The sequence below is a fragment of the Pseudanabaena sp. lw0831 genome, assembly GCF_016584665.1.
Lineage (GTDB): Bacteria > Cyanobacteriota > Cyanobacteriia > Pseudanabaenales > Pseudanabaenaceae > Pseudanabaena.
Map to the genome: position 1 here is coordinate 62,053 of NZ_BBJB01000016.1, position 19,375 is coordinate 81,427.

Annotated in this window: 18 protein-coding genes and 1 pseudogene; 3 read left to right on the forward strand and 16 right to left on the reverse strand. The window is 42.4% G+C overall.

Features of this window, described 5'->3' with window-relative positions:
* Positions 1–11 precede the first annotated feature (11 nt).
* A complete protein-coding gene (locus APA_RS03395; RefSeq protein WP_201320910.1) occupies positions 12–401 on the reverse strand; it encodes a universal stress protein in 390 nt (129 codons plus the stop codon).
* A gap of 352 nt (positions 402–753) precedes the next feature.
* On the opposite strand from APA_RS03395, the gene pnp reads away from it, so the two are divergent.
* A complete protein-coding gene (gene pnp, locus APA_RS03400) occupies positions 754–2,901 on the forward strand; it encodes a polyribonucleotide nucleotidyltransferase (protein WP_201320911.1) in 2,148 nt (715 codons plus the stop codon).
* A gap of 85 nt (positions 2,902–2,986) precedes the next feature.
* Positions 2,987–4,057 (forward strand): nuclease-related domain-containing protein, encoded by a 1,071-nt coding sequence (locus APA_RS03405; protein ID WP_201320912.1) that lies wholly within the window; start codon positions 2,987–2,989, stop codon positions 4,055–4,057.
* Between the two features lie 178 nt (positions 4,058–4,235).
* On the opposite strand, the gene APA_RS03410 is transcribed toward APA_RS03405, so the two are convergent.
* The 14 genes and pseudogenes from APA_RS03410 to APA_RS03475 form a co-directional block, all read right to left on the reverse strand.
* Positions 4,236–4,820, reverse strand: a complete 585-nt coding sequence (locus tag APA_RS03410) for a hypothetical protein (RefSeq protein ID WP_201320913.1) — start codon at positions 4,818–4,820, stop codon at positions 4,236–4,238.
* A gap of 172 nt (positions 4,821–4,992) precedes the next feature.
* On the reverse strand, positions 4,993–5,445 hold the full coding sequence (locus APA_RS03415) for an HNH endonuclease (RefSeq protein WP_201320914.1): 453 nt from the start codon (positions 5,443–5,445) through the stop codon (positions 4,993–4,995).
* Positions 5,432–5,674, reverse strand: a complete 243-nt coding sequence (locus APA_RS03420; protein ID WP_201320915.1) for a hypothetical protein — start codon at positions 5,672–5,674, stop codon at positions 5,432–5,434. The genes APA_RS03415 and APA_RS03420 overlap by 14 nt, the downstream gene beginning before the upstream one ends.
* 70 nt (positions 5,675–5,744) lie before the next feature.
* Positions 5,745–6,524: an MlaE family lipid ABC transporter permease subunit gene (locus APA_RS03425; protein ID WP_103668873.1), complete on the reverse strand. Its 780-nt coding sequence runs from the start codon at positions 6,522–6,524 to the stop codon at positions 5,745–5,747.
* A gap of 152 nt (positions 6,525–6,676) precedes the next feature.
* Positions 6,677–7,162 (reverse strand): hypothetical protein, encoded by a 486-nt coding sequence (locus APA_RS03430; protein WP_201320916.1) that lies wholly within the window; start codon positions 7,160–7,162, stop codon positions 6,677–6,679.
* A complete protein-coding gene (gene dacB / locus APA_RS03435) occupies positions 7,162–8,622 on the reverse strand; it encodes a D-alanyl-D-alanine carboxypeptidase/D-alanyl-D-alanine-endopeptidase (RefSeq protein WP_201320917.1) in 1,461 nt (486 codons plus the stop codon). The genes APA_RS03430 and dacB overlap by 1 nt, the downstream gene beginning before the upstream one ends.
* A 97-nt stretch (positions 8,623–8,719) precedes the next feature.
* Positions 8,720–9,376: a methyltransferase domain-containing protein gene (locus APA_RS03440; protein ID WP_201320918.1), complete on the reverse strand. Its 657-nt coding sequence runs from the start codon at positions 9,374–9,376 to the stop codon at positions 8,720–8,722.
* 11 nt (positions 9,377–9,387) lie between these two features.
* A complete protein-coding gene (locus APA_RS03445) occupies positions 9,388–10,950 on the reverse strand; it encodes a glycoside hydrolase family 3 N-terminal domain-containing protein (RefSeq protein ID WP_201320919.1) in 1,563 nt (520 codons plus the stop codon).
* A gap of 55 nt (positions 10,951–11,005) precedes the next feature.
* On the reverse strand, positions 11,006–11,605 hold the full coding sequence (locus APA_RS03450; protein WP_201320920.1) for a GerMN domain-containing protein: 600 nt from the start codon (positions 11,603–11,605) through the stop codon (positions 11,006–11,008).
* A 227-nt stretch (positions 11,606–11,832) separates the two neighbouring features.
* A pseudogene (gene coaD / locus APA_RS03455) lies at positions 11,833–12,309 on the reverse strand (pantetheine-phosphate adenylyltransferase); the annotation flags it as partial.
* Positions 12,310–12,429: 120 nt separating this feature from the next.
* On the reverse strand, positions 12,430–13,074 hold the full coding sequence (locus APA_RS03460; RefSeq protein WP_201320921.1) for a chorismate lyase: 645 nt from the start codon (positions 13,072–13,074) through the stop codon (positions 12,430–12,432).
* Positions 13,075–13,177: 103 nt separating this feature from the next.
* Positions 13,178–14,038, reverse strand: a complete 861-nt coding sequence (locus APA_RS03465; protein ID WP_374101340.1) for a YaaW family protein — start codon at positions 14,036–14,038, stop codon at positions 13,178–13,180.
* Positions 14,039–14,112: 74 nt separating this feature from the next.
* On the reverse strand, positions 14,113–14,751 hold the full coding sequence (locus APA_RS03470; protein ID WP_201320923.1) for a Uma2 family endonuclease: 639 nt from the start codon (positions 14,749–14,751) through the stop codon (positions 14,113–14,115).
* A 74-nt stretch (positions 14,752–14,825) separates the two neighbouring features.
* Positions 14,826–15,527 carry a GntR family transcriptional regulator gene (locus APA_RS03475; RefSeq protein ID WP_201320924.1) on the reverse strand — a complete coding sequence of 234 codons (702 nt, stop codon included), beginning with the start codon at positions 15,525–15,527 and terminating at the stop codon, positions 14,826–14,828.
* 299 nt (positions 15,528–15,826) lie between these two features.
* On the opposite strand from APA_RS03475, the gene APA_RS03480 reads away from it, so the two are divergent.
* Positions 15,827–17,068, forward strand: a complete 1,242-nt coding sequence (locus APA_RS03480) for a Zn-dependent hydrolase (RefSeq protein ID WP_201320925.1) — start codon at positions 15,827–15,829, stop codon at positions 17,066–17,068.
* Between the two features lie 82 nt (positions 17,069–17,150).
* On the opposite strand, the gene APA_RS03485 is transcribed toward APA_RS03480, so the two are convergent.
* Complete coding sequence (locus APA_RS03485; RefSeq protein WP_201320926.1) at positions 17,151–19,160, reverse strand: amylo-alpha-1,6-glucosidase; 2,010 nt, start codon at positions 19,158–19,160, stop codon at positions 17,151–17,153.
* Positions 19,161–19,375 lie beyond the last annotated feature (215 nt).

Consider the following 19,375-nt stretch of genomic DNA (forward strand, 5'->3'; position numbering starts at 1 on the left):
GCGTCGCATTTTTACGGCACGACTAATACAGGACAAGGCGAAAGATTAATCACTTTTTGGCTGACACTGCTACCGTCAGGATGCTCTTCGGTCAGGCTCATTCCCCTTGAACCCATCACAATTAAGTCAGCATTAATTTCATCGGCAAAATCACAAATCACAAAAGCAGTTTTACCCTCAGCTATTTTGGTCTTAACCACAATGCCCACTTCCGCAAAGTAAGCCTCTATTTCTTTAATCAATTCTTGAGAAGATTCGCGATCGCTATCAGTGGCCTCAGGATCAGCAACCGATAGCACATATAGCTGCGCTTGATATTTTTGAATCAGATCGATCGCTACAGCCACAGCTTGGCGGGTTTCTTGACTTCTGTTTAAAGGAAATAAAACAGTTTTAAACATAATTCCTACCTAGCACTGCAATTCGGATATTAGATTACGAATTCAAGAATTTTTTGTTTTCTTGACTCTATTTTAATAATTAAAAGTGCCTAACAATCCTTAAATTTCTTAATTTTTAACATGCGTTCAACCCTAAAAGAACAAATTTTTTGTGGCATGGCGAACCTATGTCACAAAAAATTTGTTCTTTATTTTACTGCGATCTCACATAAGGGTAACCAGAGGTACTTGCAAAGCGCATATCTTCATTTTTTGCAGCGATCATACTTAACAAACGGCAGACCATACTACATCAGTGCTAACATTGCGTGATATATAACGAGAAAAAAGTCAAAACGGAAGTAGATTATAGATGGAAGCCGTAACAAAAATTATCCCTTTTTATGGCAGGGAAATTAAATTAAGAATTGGCACGTTTGCACCCCAAGCTGGCGGCTCAGTATTAGTCCAGTGTGGAGAGACAGCAATATTAGTGACAGCGACCAGAGGTCCTGCTCGTGACGGTGTTGATTTTGTGCCACTGCTTGTTGATTATGAAGAACGCCTATATGCAGCAGGGCGTATTCCTGGTGGTTTCTTACGTCGTGAAGGTCGTCCCCCCGAAAAAGCAACTCTCACTTGCCGCTTGATCGATCGCCCCATGCGTCCTTTGTTCCCCAATTGGTTGCGTGATGATGTGCAGATCGTCGCTACAACCATGGCGATCGACGAAAAAGTTCCACCTGACGTTTTAGCAGTGACTGGTGCATCGATTGCAGCACTAATCGCGGGATTACCATTCATGGGGCCAATGGCTGGCGTTCGTGTTGGTCTAGTTGGCGATGAATTTATCATTAATCCCACCTATGCAGAAGTTGAAGCAGGGGATCTGGATCTGGTAGTTGCAGGTACTGCCGAAGGGATCATTATGGTTGAAGCAGGCGCAAACCAATTGCCAGAAGCCGACATGATCGAAGCGATCGACTTTGGTTATGAAGCCGTACTCGAACTAATCAAAGCTCAAATTGATTTGCTACAAGAGTTAGGGATTGCACTGCCAGAAATCGTCAATCCCGAAACCGATTCCACCTTGGAAAACTTTATTGCCAATACGGTCAAAGATAAAGTTGCTCAAGTTGTAGCAAGTTGTGAGAAAGATCGCAATGTGCGCGATGCCAACCTTGATGCTATTAAGGCTGAGCTTTTAGCTGCGATCGCAGCTTTGCCCGATGAAGATCCTGTGAAGCTGGTTGCTGATAAAAAAGTGATTAGTGCTACTTACAAGGAACTCACCAAAAAGCTGATGCGCTTGCAGGTAATTGAGCAGAGCGTTCGCATTGACGGTCGTAAACTTGACGAAGTGCGCCCTATCTGGACAGAAGTGGGTGTGATTCCTCGCGTGCATGGTAGCGGTTTATTTAATCGTGGCTTGACCCAAGTCTTGACGATCGCAACCCTTGGCACACCTGGTGATGCACAGGAAATGGACGATTTGCATCCTGACGCGAAAAAGCGTTATATGCACCACTACAATTTCCCGCCCTACTCGGTTGGTGAAGCTAGACCAATGCGATCCGCTGGTCGTCGCGAAATTGGTCATGGAGCCTTAGCCGAACGCGCTCTTTTGCCCGTACTGCCATCTAAAGCCGAATTCCCCTATGTTCTGCGTCTAGTATCGGAAGTCTTGTCTTCCAATGGCTCTACCTCGATGGGTTCAGTCTGTGGTTCTACCCTTGCGCTGATGGATGCAGGTGTACCGATCACCAAGCCAGTCAGCGGAGTAGCGATGGGATTGATTAAGGAAGGCGATGAAGTTCGCATTCTTACTGACATCCAAGGCATTGAAGATTTCCTTGGCGATATGGACTTCAAGGTTGCGGGTACTGACACAGGCATCACCGCCCTGCAAATGGACATGAAGATCACTAGCATCTCCATGGATACAGTCCGCTCGGCAGTAATGCAAGCCAAGACTGGTCGCGCTCACATCATGGGCAAGATGTTGGAATTGCTCTCTGCACCTAGACCTCAGCTTTCACCCTATGCACCACGATTGCTGACAATTCGTATCGATCCTGAACAAATCGGTATGATCATTGGACCTGGTGGTAAGAACATCAAGGGCATCACTGAGGAAACTGGAGCCAAGATCGACATCGAAGACGATGGCACAGTGATGATTTCATCGATGAGTGGCGAAGGCGCACTTAAAGCTAAGCGTATCATCGAAAATATGACTCGCCGCGTCGGTTCGGGTGATGTCTATCTCGGTAAGGTCACTCGCATTATTCCGATTGGTGCATTTGTGGAGTTCCTCCCTGGTAAGGAAGGAATGGTTCATATTTCCCAGTTGGCAGAAGGTCGTGTGGGCAAAGTGGAAGATGAAGTTGCCGTTGGCGATGAAGTCTTGATTAAGATCCGCGAAGTTGATAATCGTGGACGCTTTAACCTAACTCGTTTGGGTATTCACCCTGACGAAGCCGCCGCCGCACGTACTGCTGCTGCTGCATCTGCCGAATAAATATTAAAAAAGGGTGGATGCGCGAAGCGCATCCACCCTTTTTTGTGTTAAAAGCTAAAAAGTATTTTGGGGGTTCAAGAAAGTAATGATTATTAAAGAACTTGATCGAATTGAAACAACTGATAAATTTGAACAAGCGGGATACCGTGCGGAATCTCAGTTAGCTTTTTATCTCAACCGAGAATTTAAAGATGATCCACTGTTTCTAGTTTTCAATAATCTGCGTTTTGAAAAAGCAGGGGATGCTTGTCAGATCGATCATTTAGTACTTCATCGCTATGGAATGATAATCATTGAGAGCAAAACCGTCACAACTCGCGTTGAGGTAAATGAATTCGGCGAGTGGAAACGTTGGTTTAATAATGCTTGGCAAGGAATGCCTTCACCCATTTTGCAAGCTCAGAGACAGGGAAAATTTCTCAAAGAATATTTAGAAACTCATGTTGAGACTTTGCGTAACAAACCAATTTTGGGAAGACGAGCACATTTTACGAAAATGCCTATCGATGTATTAGTTGCAATTTCTGATTCTGGCATTATCAATCGTCCCAAGAATGACAAGCTAAATACTGTATGCAAAGCCGATCAAATTGCTGATAAGGTTAGGGAAATTGTGTCTGAATATCGCAAAATTGATAGCTTATTAATCTTTAGTCTAAAATCTGCTTACCTATTTGACATGGATGAAGTACCAAGAATTAGTAGCTTTTTGTTGGCAAATCATAAACCATCAAAAGTTAAGTCTTCTTTGCCTGATATGAATAGTACGCCACGAAGCTCTGCTCCTATCAGTTCACCAGTCCCAAATCCTTCAACCTCTAAACCGATCGCAACAGTCAAACCAGCATCTCTACAGAAAAAGATTGTTTCTGTTGTACCTAGCGAAGTTCAGAAGCCAGACATTAAACTTAAGTCAGTCGCCAAATCCGTAAAATTAGCTTTAACAAACACTTGCTCACATTGCCAAAGCCCAGATCTGTCACTTCTATATGTTCATAGTTACTTCTTCAAATGTAACGATTGTAGTAAAAATACGGCGATTAAAAATATTTGTCCGTCCTGTGGCGATCGCGAAAAGATTAGAAAAAGTGGGTTACAGTTTTTTACTGAATGTGAAAAATGTGTTACTTCACAATTGTTTTATACAAATCCCTAGATAAATAGTTGATCAAAATGAGCATAACAAATCCTATCAAAGCGATCGCCTATTCATCAAAAATAAAACAATGCGATCGCACTATCAGTCAAAACACCAAGCTGCGATCGCCTATTCATCAAAAATTAAAGCAATGCGATCAGCTCATCAATCAAATTGTTCAAAGATCACTCGAATTCTATACGGGAATTGTAGAAATCCCCTTGTATTGCTTCCAGATTTCATTCCTTAATCCCCGTGTAATTTTAACTTTTTTGGTTTTCCCAACACTTGTTGTTAAAAAAATATTGAATGTGCTTATTCTATAAAAGGCTATAAACGCATTCTCTGCAAATAAGAAGTCAGCACTTTTATCCATACTTTTAAAGAAATCTATAGGATGAAATACCTGACCTTGTTCTCCATCAGTTAGCTTAGCTGGAAATTTTGTACATAAGAGAGAAAACCTTTGATCCATATGAGGAAATGTCATTTTTCTTTGAAGTCTTCCAAATGGATGTGATTTATGATGCCACTCAAAATAAGTAATAGTTACAGGTCTTGCTCCTATATTTATAAAACTAATCTGATAAGCCCAGCGATTAAGTGTTGTCGGATCATTCCCTGCGAGTTGAGCAATACTTAATCTAGAATCTACACGAATTACTTTATCTCTTACAGATAACCAATATGCAAGTCCAGAGATAGTTATATTACCAAATGCAGCTATCCAAGGAGCAAAGCTATTTACACATTGCCAAGTGTTACAACTTTCCATATTCATTCAATATTTATTTTTGTCTGTAAAGTTTGATTATATTCAGTTGTCTTGATTGATAGCAACAATTTTTATGCAGCAATCTGTTGATAATCAATCTCTGGAATACCTACCCTTTCTTTAGCGTGTTCGATCACCATGCTGCAAAGTTGACCATCCTCTTATAAATCCAATTTAGTTAAACCTCACACAAATCACCATCTGGCGGATGCAACCCTGTTTGAATCCAAAAAAATCTTGTGGCGCGGATCGAGTCTTCTTGAGGATATCTGAGATCGTTAAGATCGAAGCGATCGCAGGTCGCCCGACCAACTGCCGTAATCCCCTTAATTTCAGTACTGTTATTTGTCCAAACAAAATGTTCTGACCAGTATTGCTTGCGAGGATTAAAAATTGGCACAACTTCCTGACTTTGGGGATCGATCGCCTCAACAAAGTTATAGCGTCTCTCATTACAACGGCGGCAAGCAAGCGCAAGATTATCTACATCATCTGAGCCTCCTAGCGATACAGGAATGAGATGATCGAGCGTAAATCGAGAAGCACTAAGTCGCTCTGGTGAATGGCAATATTCACAAACAAATTTTGCCCGTTCGCGAACAATTTGCTTTATCGAATCAGGAATTGACATTTTGAGCAGCAAGCATTGCATTCATATGAGTAAAAATCCGATCTAGTTCGCTAATGGTTTCTAACTCTGGAATTTCTTCAACAGAAAGCGGCTCCACTTTTCTTTTCTCTAGAAGCGACTCCATCCGATCCTGTAGGCGATCGCTAAACCTAAATAAACTGAGATTCCCAACCTTCTCAACGTAAATCTCATGAATTAGCAGTGATGGTTTGACAAGTGTTGCAGTCATAATTTTTTGCCGACTTGTTTTAATTAATCTAAACCTAACATAACAAGACTTTGAGCAAACTCTTTCAGCACTATGAACCAGTCAGGCTAGAGCCAATACCTTGGAAGAAAACCCATGACAGGAAGAAATTACTGATAAAAATAGCGAGTAAAGCCGTAACAACGGCGGTGGTGGTGGACTCACCCACACCCTTTGCGCCACCTGTGGTTGTCAATCCCCAAGTCGTACCGATCACTGCTATCAACACACCAAAGATACTAGATTTGATTAGCGCCGCGATTAAATCCCAAGGCTTGAGTAAATTCTGGACGGAATTAAGAAACATGTTGTAGGGAATAGCGTACATGGCTTGAGATAGAAATAAGCCGCCAGCCATACCAGTTAAAAAGCCCAAAATTGTGAGGATAGGCAGCATTAATAAACAGGCGATCGCACGAGGGGTTGCTAGATAATCCACAGGATTTGTTCGCAGCATATAGAGCGCATCGATTTGCTCAGTTACTTGCATCGTGCCGATTTCTGCCGCGAACGCTGAACCAATGCGTCCCGCAATAATTACCGCTGTCAGTACAGGAATTAGCTCACGAGCTAAGGCGATCGCCAAAATCCCACCGATCGCTTGTTGTGCACCAAAGTTAATAAATTCTCGCGCCACTTGGATTGTAAATACAGCCCCAACAAAGGAAGCCGTAATTAATGTAATCAGCAATGACTCTGTACCAACTATTGACATTTGCTCGATCGTGTTACGCCAATGGAAGCGGCGATAGATCAAAACATGGGTGATGATTTGTCCGATCAGTAAACAACTTTGCCCCAGCTTAATTAGCCAACTGCCAAAATTTCCCATGTTTTCGATTTCCCACATCACCACTGACAAGCGGCAAATATTTTTTTGTTTTTATCTTAATCTTCGCAATTATACCCGAACCAATAGACTCTATGAAAGTGTTGCAAAGCAACACTTTCATAGAGTCTATTGGTTCGTTTGAGCGTAAAGCACTATTTTGGAAAAAGATGGAGAGTCCAATTGCAGGGCTGTCTCAGCTCGCCAAACCGACCACTTACCCAGTACCACAGTGTCAAACGAGTAGGAAAAAATCCAATTACTAAAAAGGAGTCTTCAGGAGCTATCTCACCATATTTAAGCCCATCGGTGGGCGTAACCTCCCAAGGGGTGTCGGTGTCCTTGACCAATAGCTGAGAACGATAGTAGATGTCTTTGTATTGCAAAGGCAAAGCAAAGATGGAGTACACATGATGCTCACCACGCCAAGGTTCGGCTACAACTTTGATGGGGTGAAACTTCAAACTCTTGGATTTACTTAAGTTATCTGACATGGTTGGACATAGAGCAGGGTTGGCATCAGAAGAAGTTGTTTGCGATGGGTCTTGTATAGACCAAGCAATCATTGTGGCAATACTTCCTATCAGCAAAGCTATAAAAACAATGAATAGGAATTTCTTTTGAGCAGCAGACTTTTTCATTAACAGGGTTCAAGGCGAGTTAATAATAAAGCGATCGCATCGATATATTGCTGCAACTCCCTTGACGGAAGATTACTATTATTAATGATGATACTGAAAATGACTTCGCGATGATTTTGAGGATTAGCATATCCTGACAATGCAATTGCACCCGTTAACGTTCCCGTCTTAGCTTGAATTAACCCTTGTGCCGAGGTGTTTTTAAATCGATTGGTCAATGTGCCATCGACATTGGAGATTGCTAAAGATTTACGAAAGTTCTGATCGCTAGACACACTTCGCAAAAGTTGAACGATCGCTCTGGGAGTTGTTAAATTGCGACGTGATAGCCCAGAACCGTCGGCTAGCAATGTGTGGGCAGGAGGCGTATTGATTGATTGCAAATACTTGTTAATCGCGATCATGCCACCAAGGACACTATCATCGGGGTTAGTTTCATAAAGACGATCTCCTAAAGCTCTTAATAGCAGTTCTGCGTAGAGATTATTGCTGTCCTTGTTGGTTGTAATGATTAATTGCGAGAGCGGCAGTGAGTACTCGATCGCTAAATCTTGGTTAGGAGGAAGCCTTTTTGAGGAGTCAGTAGAAATATTTTGAGAAACTGTAATGCCCTGTGCTGCTAACTCTTGACGCAATAAATCCAAAAAATTAGCTTCAGGATTGGGAATAGCCACGCCACCTAGTTCTGGTTCTGATTTTTCAGGAATCACTCCAGTGACGATCAGGACTTTTTGACCATAGGGGCGGACAACTTTTAAGATGTACTTAGAATCTGTAGTACCTGTAATTGCTTGATTCTCTACCCGCCAATCCTTAGCCAATTCGGGAGTGTCCCATGTAAAAATTGCAGGTTTGCCATTTATATCGGGACTAACAGTCCAGTTGATAGCATTTTCATTAATCGTGAAGGGAGATGCGATCGCTGCATAATATTCCTGTAAGTCCGACCATTCCCAACTATTTGCAACTTCTGCACCTTTGCGAGATGTCAAAGTCCAAATCCCACCATTGATCTGCTTTACACCTTTATTTTTAAGTTGTGTTACTAGCGATTTTAAACCCGTCGTCGAGCGAAAGCTAGGATCGCCTGAGCCAACAAGCCATAATCCATTCTCTAATTCTCCCTTGGTATTTGGCAAATTGTGCGACATCAAACGGGTAGCAAAACGATAGTTTGCACCCAATGTTTTTAGCGCGATCGCAGTTATGAATAATTTGGCATTGGATGATGGGATAAAGTAGCGATCGCCATCAAGATTAGCTAATATTTGCGGATTAGTCTCATTGGTTTGCACAAATACACCAACTCGCGACGGTTGCAATTTAGGTGACTGAGCGACTTTTTCAACCTCATTTTGTAACTGTGCGCGGCAGAGACGATCGCTTTTTGCATAAGCAGGAATAGCCGTAATTAAAGAAATCACAACTAAAGCGATCTTAGTGAATATTGCGGTTCTCAATGGACAAACTGACTAAAACAAGAGTGACATCAGGTTAGCATAAAAAACAAGAAAAAATAGTACAACGTAATGCAGACAAAATGTTCAGAATATTTTATCAACCTAAAATCCATAGATAAATTCTATATTCACGATTACCAACTTTAATTTTTTCAGTTTGATTAGGAGGTAAATCTCCTAAATCATATTCATAGGAAATAATTCTTGTTCCCGCCTTTAATTTGGGTAAAATTTCGGAGCGCACACGAAGATTTGCTTGTGGTAGAAGATATAGCGTAATAACCGTTGCATTACGCAAATCTGTTTTAAAAAAATCTTGTTTAATAAATTGAATGCGATCGCGAATTTCTGGTGTTTTGGCGATCGCTAATTTTGATTCTCGATCGGATTCCCTAATTAATTCAGGATCGATCTCGATACCGATGGCTCTTGCGCCAAACTTTTGGGCAGCAGCGATCACAATCCTACCGTCGCCACTACCAAGATCGTAAACAACATCAGCTTTGTCTACCTTTGCCATCTCAAGCATTTTCAGTACTACTTCTGGCGGCGTTTGTAAGTACGGAGCATCGGGAATGCGCTCTGGCTCTACGTTTTTAGTCGCTATGGGCGGAGGTGATGGGAGTGGTTTACTTTCTAATAGATTGCTTGGCGATGGCGATTTATCAGTAAAAAGAGAATTGCAAGCCAACAATGTTGATGATGTGATGGCAGCAATCAAGATAAACCTAAATAACCTAAATAAAATTGCCATATTTAGATTTATCAAAACCCTAGTTTTTGTAAAACTGCTTCCTGAGCCTCTGGTTGTTGGCTATAGGCAAAGCCCCAAGGCATCTGCATTGGCAATAAAGGCAACAATCGATCCAAAGCATAGGGACTTCCATAGAGAACTACAGCTTGCAATTTATGTTCTAACACCAATTCGGCAACTAAATTTTTAATCTTTTCATGCAAATTGGTACTGCCACGAAATGGATTACCTCGACTGAAGATCTGGATAAATATTAGCGAGAATTGGTCACATTTTAGATTTGCTAATGTCAATCCATCTGCCACAATGCGCTGATAGCCATTGCTTTTAGGCAATAACACCGCAGGTGATCGCGCATTGAGAAACTCTTCACAGGTCAGTGGATCGTCAACAATAATCAAATTCAAATAATTTGCTTCTAAATGCTCCTTAACATTTTCAGGTTGTAGATTTGAGAGCGCAGAATAAACATTAATGGATTTGGTAGCGATTGACTTAGCAATTCCTAGATTCAGCGGGTTACCTAGTTTTTTTAGATTGGGGGGAATACCGCAAACTTTCTGTTTTGCCTTCCAAATTCTTTGGACTGATGCTCGAATTTGATCGCGATCTATTTCCTTAGATTCTACCGCTTCGCAAATTGCATGAATTGTAGCGATCGGAGCGACGGGCATCAATAAAATATCCACACCAGCTTTTATTGCTTGCACCGCGATCGCTTCAGGGCTGCCCAAGTTCGTAATGCCCGACATGATCAGCGCATCAGTTGTAATAAGTCCCTCAAAGCCTAATTCGGTTCGCAAAATCCCCGTAATAATATGATGCGACAAAGTAGCGATATTTTTGCGATCTAACGCTGGTACTAAAATATGTGCACTCATAATCGCATCAACACCCGCCGAGATTGCATTCACAAAAGGAGGAAACTCAACATTCTCAAATCTTTGGCGATCGTGAAGTAGCGTTGGTGTTTGTAAATGCGAATCCACCGATGTATCCCCATGTCCGGGAAAATGCTTGGCTGTGGTCAGGACAGGATATTGCTTTGCACCCGCAATAAATCCCCTCGTCGATCCCATCACCTCACCAGCAGTAATCCCAAAAGCTCGCACATTAATTACAGGATTTTCGGGATTATTGTTGACATCAACAATCGGCGCAAGTAACCAATTGATGCCGATCGCTAAAGCTTCCTCCGCCGTGATTTTCCCCATTGCCTCGGCATACTTCATGGAAACTGCTTGCAAAGCCATCGGTGGCGGAAACCATGTTGCACCACTAAAGCGCTGTCCCACACCTTCTTCAATATCTGCGGCAATCAACAATGGTACTTTTGCCCATGATTGCATTTGCTGTGTTTTCAAAGCAATCTCAGGCGCACTACCACCTAACAAAATTACACCGCCAACCCCATATTCACTGATCAGAGTTTGTAATTTCGCATTAGGTAATTCCCACTGTGGATACTCAATTTGATGATCATAAAGCATCCCACAAGTGCGAACCACCACCATTTGAGAAACTTGCTCAATGAGGCTAAGACTATCAATATCAGGCAATTTGATTGGCGACATAATTAACGACAAACTATCATGGGCAGTAAAGTGTGGCGCGAAGCGCCACACTTTACTAAAACTCTAGCGCAAAATCTTTGCGGGTCATTGGTTGAGGGACTTCTAACCCTTCACCGCCAATATATTTTAACGGTTTACCTTCAACGGACAAAAAGACTTTTGCATCGGGTTCTAAAGTCGTTGCTGTATATAAAACCTGAATAATCCTTCCCTGCATTGAAGCTGAACCACCACCTTTGGTAAAATCCTTAGATAAATTAATCCGAATTTCCTTGTTTTTTGTTGTCGCGTTCAAGACTTTCGTGTTTTCAGGAATGGCACTGTAAAGTTCAGATTCAGGAGGTTTTTCAGCAATCAACATTTTGATCGCAGAGCCGATTGCCTCATCATTACTTTTGGCTTTAACCGCGATCGGCACGGCGATCAGTTTATTTTTACTAGACTCGATCCAATAAACTGCCAACTGACCATCTACGGCTCTGGTTGCAGGTGGTGGTGATTGGGTTACTTGGTTGACAGTCGCTGGTGCTGATGATTGGGGATTAGGCTGATTATTAAAAGTGCCATGCACAAGCACCGCCGCACCAGAGCCGCCGACAACCGCTGCCGCCACTAGCCCAAACCAAGTACTTTTGGTTAAAACTGGAATTTTCATAATTTCGCTCCTCATCGTTGATTAAGTTTGCATAATACTCTTGACGCAAACAAACGCGATTAGCTCCTTAATCTATTTTATAGCAGCTTAAAGCCCAAAAAGGTGTCAGTCAGAAGTCCTAATTACTAACCCAAATTTGTAAGGTTGCGCCCTACAGGGGCGCAACCTTACAAATTTGGGAATTTATTTTGTACAAGTACTTAAGTAACTTAGCAATGGAAAGATTAAGACTGTTGAAATTTTTGTCTTAGGGCAGTTACTACTTCGGGCGTGACTAAATGACCAATCTCACCACCAAAACGTGCAATTTCACGAACCACACTACTACTCAAAAAACTATATTCATTGGAAGTAGATAGAAAAACCGTCTCGATATCATTAGCCAAGGTTTTATTGGTATGGGCCATCTGTAATTCCAATTCAAAATCTGAAACGGCTCTTAATCCTCGAATTAAAACCTGTGCTTGCTTGAGATGGGCATAGGTGACAGTTAGCCCTGTAAAGGTATCAACATCAACATTATCTAGATGTTGCGTTGCTTGACGAATCTGGATCATTCTTTCCTCCATCGTAAATAGAGGATTTTTGTTAGGATTACGTAAAACAGCGACGATCACGCGATCGAACAGATGACTACCGCGCTTAATAATATCGAGATGTCCTAGGGTAATGGGATCGAAACTACCTGGATAAATGGCAATCAATGCAGTCACCGACTAGCTACAGGCTGCGATTATACAGCGCCTTGCGCTGACTTAAAACCCATCAGAACTTTCAAAAGTACTGCGAAGCAGTACTTTTGAAAGTTCTGATGGATTTGATTTTTAAAGGCTGCTTGAACCAAGATATTTCCCGATCGCCGGCGAATAGATTTCATAAATCATCGTAATCGGTTCGCCGCCATGCCACAGTAAATAATGTCTGCCCCAATAGGTGTCAATCTCAGGATAGCCAAAAGCATCAGCTAAATTTGGACAATGTCCTTTATAAATACCTTTGAGATCACGGTAAAGCTCAGTGTATTTTTGGTTGAGACTGACCCAAATTGGCAGTGATGGATCTTTGAGATATTTTTGCATCGTCGCCTCAGACCACCATGAGGTCGCATGGGAAAATATCTCTCCCGTTTGTTGCGATCGCAAAAAGATCTGACGGCGAATTCGAGGTGCAGCGATCGCGGTAATATCCGATGGTGCATTGTCATCCCTATCACCAATTGGAGTCATGGCAACCACATCTACGGAGATTTCCGATTGAGTCAGTAGCTGTAAATGTCGAGTCGGTGCGCCATCACCCATCAAGAACATTTGCCAAGTTGGAGATAGTAGGTTAAATGGCAACCCTTTGTGAATGTCGGCTTCGCTACCTTGCCACATCGGTTCTTCGATGCGATTCCATGCTGAGATGATTCCTCTATTGATTGACGGATTTGCAGGAGTGGATGTGCTTGGCGAAGGTGAAAGTTTCATACAGGATTTATCTTAACAATCCGTAACATATCTTTTATTGTAGTCCAAACAAAAAGAAACTCACGTAGTGAGTTTCTTTTTGTTTGCAACTCTCTTTTGATAATCAAGACATTCTCAGTAACCTTATTTGGGCAACAATGAAAATAGCAGGAATAATCCGTCCATAATTAGTGGCGATCGCTCTCCAACCTAGATCAGCAAAAAACAAACCCCAGAGCGCAGGTGTAATCACCGAAAACACAGTCCGCGCTGCCGTATATTGAGTAGCCGCCACAGCCATTCCCCGTTTCGCAAGATAGGTAGACACATAAGCATTTAAACGAGTTGCGATCGCTGTCCCACCAGCTTTGAGCACCTCATAACCAACTTGATAGGATGCAAAGTGCCATGCCATTTGTCTAGCGATCGCGGTGAGTACTGCTGAACGGATCACCGTACTCACCGCGATCGCACTGCCGCCTTTGACCAATAGGCTCATAGGATTGCGCTGCGCATCAAGGGGCAAAGACTTTTGTAAATCTGACTCAGTTAGCGCTGCTTGCATTGAATCATCAATGCTGGAACGTTCTTGCGGTGACAGTTTTTTCCATGAATTGCTAATTAGATTCAGAAATAATTCTGATTCGATATCTTCAATGGTTTGATTTTTAGAATATTTGATATTTAGATGTTGACATACCCTTTGGAGGACTTCTCGATAGCTGACATTATCAGTTTTGCGGCGTAAAACCGTCAGTCCATCAGCAGCTAGAAATTTGAAACGCTTAGCGACCGCCTCAATCAGTTCATCGCGATCCCATCTTTGTAATTCTTTAACGGGCGGAGTCGCAAAATAATCAAGGGGATTGAACTTGCGCCGAAAGAGGATATCCGAAATTTGGGATAACTCTTCATCGGTTGCCAACGCTAGCACATCTCTTAACTCGTCCATTGCCCCATCCATTGATTTTGTAACGAACATCATCTCAAACTTACTTAAGCATAAAAAGATTCTAGTACTAATTACTTAAATGGCAAATTTATTTAGGTTCCAGCTTTTCAAATCGCTACTCCAGCTTGAAAAATCTGATTTGCAGTGAGCTTTAATTCGGGGAAAGCTTGGGAAATAATACGTTCATCATCACGAAACTTAATAATCTGATATTCTCCATCTACCAAATTACAAACAGAAATAGTCGGTAGTTTAGGATTACCTATAAAGTTACGTCCACCTAAAGCCGCATAATCAACAATCCAGTATTCAGGAATCCCCATTTCCTCATAATCAGCAAATTTTAAGTAGTAGTCATCACGCCAATTTGTCGAGACAACCTCAATTGCTAGGGGTATGGATGCACCGTCACTAAGAATTGATTCTTTTTTCCAGCGCTTTTCGTTAACCAGATTGGTGCGATTTAGTACCAAAATATCTGGCAAATAGCCCGAATCTTTGCCATCAGGTCTAACAATAGCTTGGTTAGGAATACTGTAAGGCAAGCCAATACTTTTGATTTCAAAGGAAATTTCAATGTTCAAAAACCCTTTAGATTCTTCGTGATCTCCCACTGGTTGAGGCATTTCAGTGATATTTCCATTATGTAATTCGTAACGGACTCCAGAATTTTCAGGTAGCCAATCGATAAATGCCTCGAAGGTTGTAACAGGAAGAATTGTTCTTGAGGATAAGGTTTGGGTCATAGCTATTAGGCTTGGCTGACTATAAAAATATTGTAAACCGTTATAAAGAGCTGCTGTGCAAAGCACAGCAGCTCTTATTGAATCTGTTGGTTTTGCAATTGCTCTATTTCGCGGATAACTCTAGCTTGGCTGGACATTAAATGATTGCTAAGAGCTTTGAAAGCAGCTTCGTAATCTCGTTGCACGATCGCTTCATAAATTTGGCGATGCTCTGAGCGGATCTCTAAAACCTTGAGATTTTGCTGCACTGTCTGCATTCGCAATAATGCCATTTTATCGAATAGCTGATCGAGGAGCAACGCTAACCAATGATTGCCCGAACATTCAGCGATCGCTCGATGAAATTGATAGTCAATATGCAGTAGCTGGTAGCTTGTCAGTTGATTTGGCTGCTGGGCGATCGCTTTTTCTGCTTGTTGAATTGCCAACTCGATTTTTGCTAACTGCTCAGCAGTGGCATTTTTACATGCTTCTAATACTGATTCTTGCTCTAGTACCAGACGACAACGATAGAGATGTTTAGCATCAGCAGTCGAGAAGCTGACCACCCGCAGATTGCCATTTTCATCGGTTGTAACAAGCTGCTCTTGTTGTAGCTGCTGTAGAGCCTCACGGATTGGTGTGCGGCTAACTTGTAATTTCTCGGCAATTTGGGTCTCTACTAAACGTGAGCCAGCTAAAAATTCCCCTGACAAAATAGCTGAGCGCAAAACCTGATAGGTTTGCTCACGTAACGATTGCGAACGCTGGATGGGACGAGGTGATGAGAGCAACAATCAGAAATCTCCTAAAATCTGGATGAATAATTCTCTGCGATTTTGACCATAAAGTCAGGTCAGATGAAATTACGAGAATTTTATTCTGTTTTTCTTAAAGTTTGTATGATCGTAACAGTCATTGTTTAACTGACAAGAATTTTAATCCAATTGTTTCTTGATTTTCAGGCAAGCTAAATTCATGAATTTAGCTTGCCTGAAAATCAAATAACGATACCATATTAATCATAAATATGTGTATACAGTATATTGTATTCACAATCTAGCGTTTAACATATCTTTAAGGAATAATCTGAGCCATGATAGCGATACTCCCCAAATTAGCGATCAATTCCGATCGCCTTGAGCGCAGTCTTGCTGAACTTGCCACAATTGGCAAGCTGCCCAACGGTGGAGTATGCAGGCTTGCTTTTTCTGAAGAAGACATGCAGGCTCGTAAATTGGTCAAAACTTGGATGCTAGAAGCAGGAATGTCAGTACGGAGTGACGCGGTAGGCAATATCATCGGTACTTATGCAGGAACAGAATCAGGAACAGCAGCTTTGGCGACAGGATCGCATATTGATACCGTACCAGTCGGAGGACAGTTCGATGGCTGTCTCGGCGTTTTGGCGGGAATCGAAGTGGCGAAGGTATTTCAAGAAAGCCAGATACGGCTGCGTCATCCCTTTGAAGTAATAGTTTTTTCCGATGAAGAAAATAGTGTGATTGGCTGTAAAGCGATCGCAGGCAATGCCCCCACCGATCCCGAACGATATCGACGTAAAGATGGCACATCAATTCAAGATTGCTTAAAAATTGTTGGTGGTGATTGGGATAAGCTCCATACTGCCAAACGCGATCGCCATGAAATTGCGGCGTTTATCGAACTTCATGTCGAGCAGGGCGGCGTACTTGAAGCGTTAGATAAACAAATCGGCGTGGTTACAGGTATCGTCGGCCAATATCGCTTTATGGTGACTATTGTCGGTCGTCCTAATCATGCTGGGACAACGCCAATGCATATGCGAAAAGATGCCCTCGTTGCAGCTTCTCAACTGGTATTAGCAATCAATCGCCTTGGTGTAGAAACGAAGGGTGAACAAGTAGCTACTGTAGGACATATGACAGTTTCGCCTAACGCAACTAATGTTGTGCCAGCCCGTGTAGATATGAGCATCGATTTGCGCGACCTCTCCGAAGAGAACCTACAATATTTAATCTCGCAGATTGAGAAAGAATGTGAGGAGATCGCTCAAAGTACAGGTACAGAATTTACCATTGAGCAGAAGTTGCATGTGCTGCCAACTCCAGCCAAACCCGAACTAATGGAAGCGATCGCTAATGTCTGTCAAGAACTCAAACTTAGTTACGACTACTTACCTAGTCGTGCAGGGCATGACGCTCAAGAGATTGGACGTTTTACGGATATGGGCATGATTTTTGTACCCAGTCTCAATGGTATTAGTCATTCACAGGATGAATATACTTCACCTGAGCAATGCGCTCAGGGCGCAAATGTTTTGTTACATACGCTTTTAGCGATCGATAAAACTCTGTAAAAACTAAACCCAAAAAAGGGCAAAGCGCCTGCTAAGCAGGCACTTTGCCCAAAAGATGAGAGGAGGAGCGAAGCGCCTCCTCTCATCTTTTGAGGTTCTCGATGAATATCCAAGTTTGTAGAACCTCGGCAACAGTCCAAGCTTGAGCTATACAGCCACGCGCTCGCATGGGGGCATCACCATCAAAGATTTCACTCAGACTGCCTAAACCACTAGCTTGCAGGTGATGAGACATTGGCTGGAGCATTGCGTGAGCCTGTTCGGGATTTTGATAGACCCGCAGATGACTCCGCACAAATGCACCAAGCAACCAGCCCCATACTGTTCCTTGATGATAAACACTGTCTCGTTGATATGAGTCACCTCCGTAATGTCCGCAATAGTCAGGATGTTCAGGGGATAGCGATCGCAATCCGTAGGAAGTAAGTAGCGATCGACCACATGCATCCACAATACTTTTTTGTTGAACTTCAGTTAATAGTGGCGAGATGGGCAGAGATACGGCAAAGATTTGATTGGGGCGCAGAGTATCATCGTTAAACGCTTTGCCGTCTGAATTTAGAACATCATAGCAATGGCCAGTTGATGGATTCCAAAACTGCTGAAATCCAATTCTGGCTCGCTCTGCGAGTTTCTCATAGTGATCATGGGGCTTGCCAATCTTTTGCGCGATCGCGGACATCGTCGCAAGGGCACAATACCAAAGTGCATTAATTTCTACGGGCTTGCCAATGCGAGGCGTGACTACCCAGTCACCAATCTTGGCATCCATCCAAGTGAGTTGCACTCCCGATTCACCTGCATAGAGCAAGCCGTCGCTATCGAGATGGATGTTGTAGCGAGTACCTTTGCAATGCCAATCGATAACTTCTTCGAGAGCAGGAAAGAGATGATGTAATAAGTGATCGTCACCAGTTGCCGCATGGTAAGCACGGATGGCTTCAAAGTACCAAAGTGTTGCATCGACTGTGTTGTATTCAGGATTTTCTCCGACATCAGGAAAACGATTAGGAAGCATTCCTCGATCGAGATATTGGGCAAAGGTAAGTAAAATAGAACGCGCAATTTCAGGGCGCCCCGTTGCCAATGTTAATCCTGTGAGACTAATCATCGTATCTCTTCCCCAGTCAGAGAACCAGTGATATCCTGCGATAATCGTTTTGCCATTATCTTGCTCTGGACGATCCACGATAAACTGATCGGCGGCTAGCACTAACTGCTTGATCCAATCTGGCGCTGACTGGGTTGAGATTTTGAAGGGATAGTTTAAGGAATAAAAAGAGTGCCAAGTCTCTAAAAGCTTCGTCTCGCGATCGCGTTCTATTTGCAAAGCAAATTTGCCATCTAAGGAAGCGTCTGCCTCTGTGCTCGCAATAATAGTTAAAGTCTCACCCACCTCTAGTTTTACATCAAAAGTAACAACATGAAGATGATCTTCGCGATCGCTTAATCCGCGTTCGCTTTCTATCGCTAGATCGAATCCCTTATACCAATCGTGAGCAAGGGCGAAATTAGCGCGATCGCTAAGCAAATAGAATGGAGTTGCCGTTGAGAAAGCCTTAATACAAACTCCTTTCTCCATGCGATCTACCTGCATTTGCCAATTGTCACCGATGGTACTGCCATGGTAGTCACGATAGTTAACTAACGCTTTAATTGAGAGCATCATAGGAGAACTACCTCTCTCTAGAGCATATTGAATATAGGTAGTATTTTGTCCATACTGCATCCATATCCTTTTTTGCAGTAGCGCATCAGCACAAGCAAAGCTCCACTTGGGTATGCTTTCCTCTAATGCGAAACTTTCAATATTTTGATAACCAGATGGCTTAACAGTTCCATCTGCCCAACGATTAGTATGAAGAGGATAATGCCGATCCCTATATCTTACAGTTTCATCTAATTTTGAGAGCAAGAGCGATCGCTCTAATGGAGGTTTGAGTGCACCTACCAACAAGCCATGATAGCGACGGGTCAGCATTCCTGAGATCGTGCCAGACGCATAGCCACCGATGCCATTAGTCACTAGCCATTCATATTCTTCTGACTTAGTGCGATCGCCACAAATCTCTCTCCCAAAATTGATGCTCATTATTTATATGCTTTTACTAGATCTTAACTCACCCTAACAAATTTAGTTGATCGATACCTTTACTTACAATAAAAGATTACTTAGATGTTTTGGGGATTTCAATAGGGCTATCCTCAGCAAAAAATTATTTAAAGATTGGTTTAAAACATTGGTTTAAATAATTTAGTAGAGATATAATGGAGAGATTAGCCTTCATTGCTCCATTCCAATATATA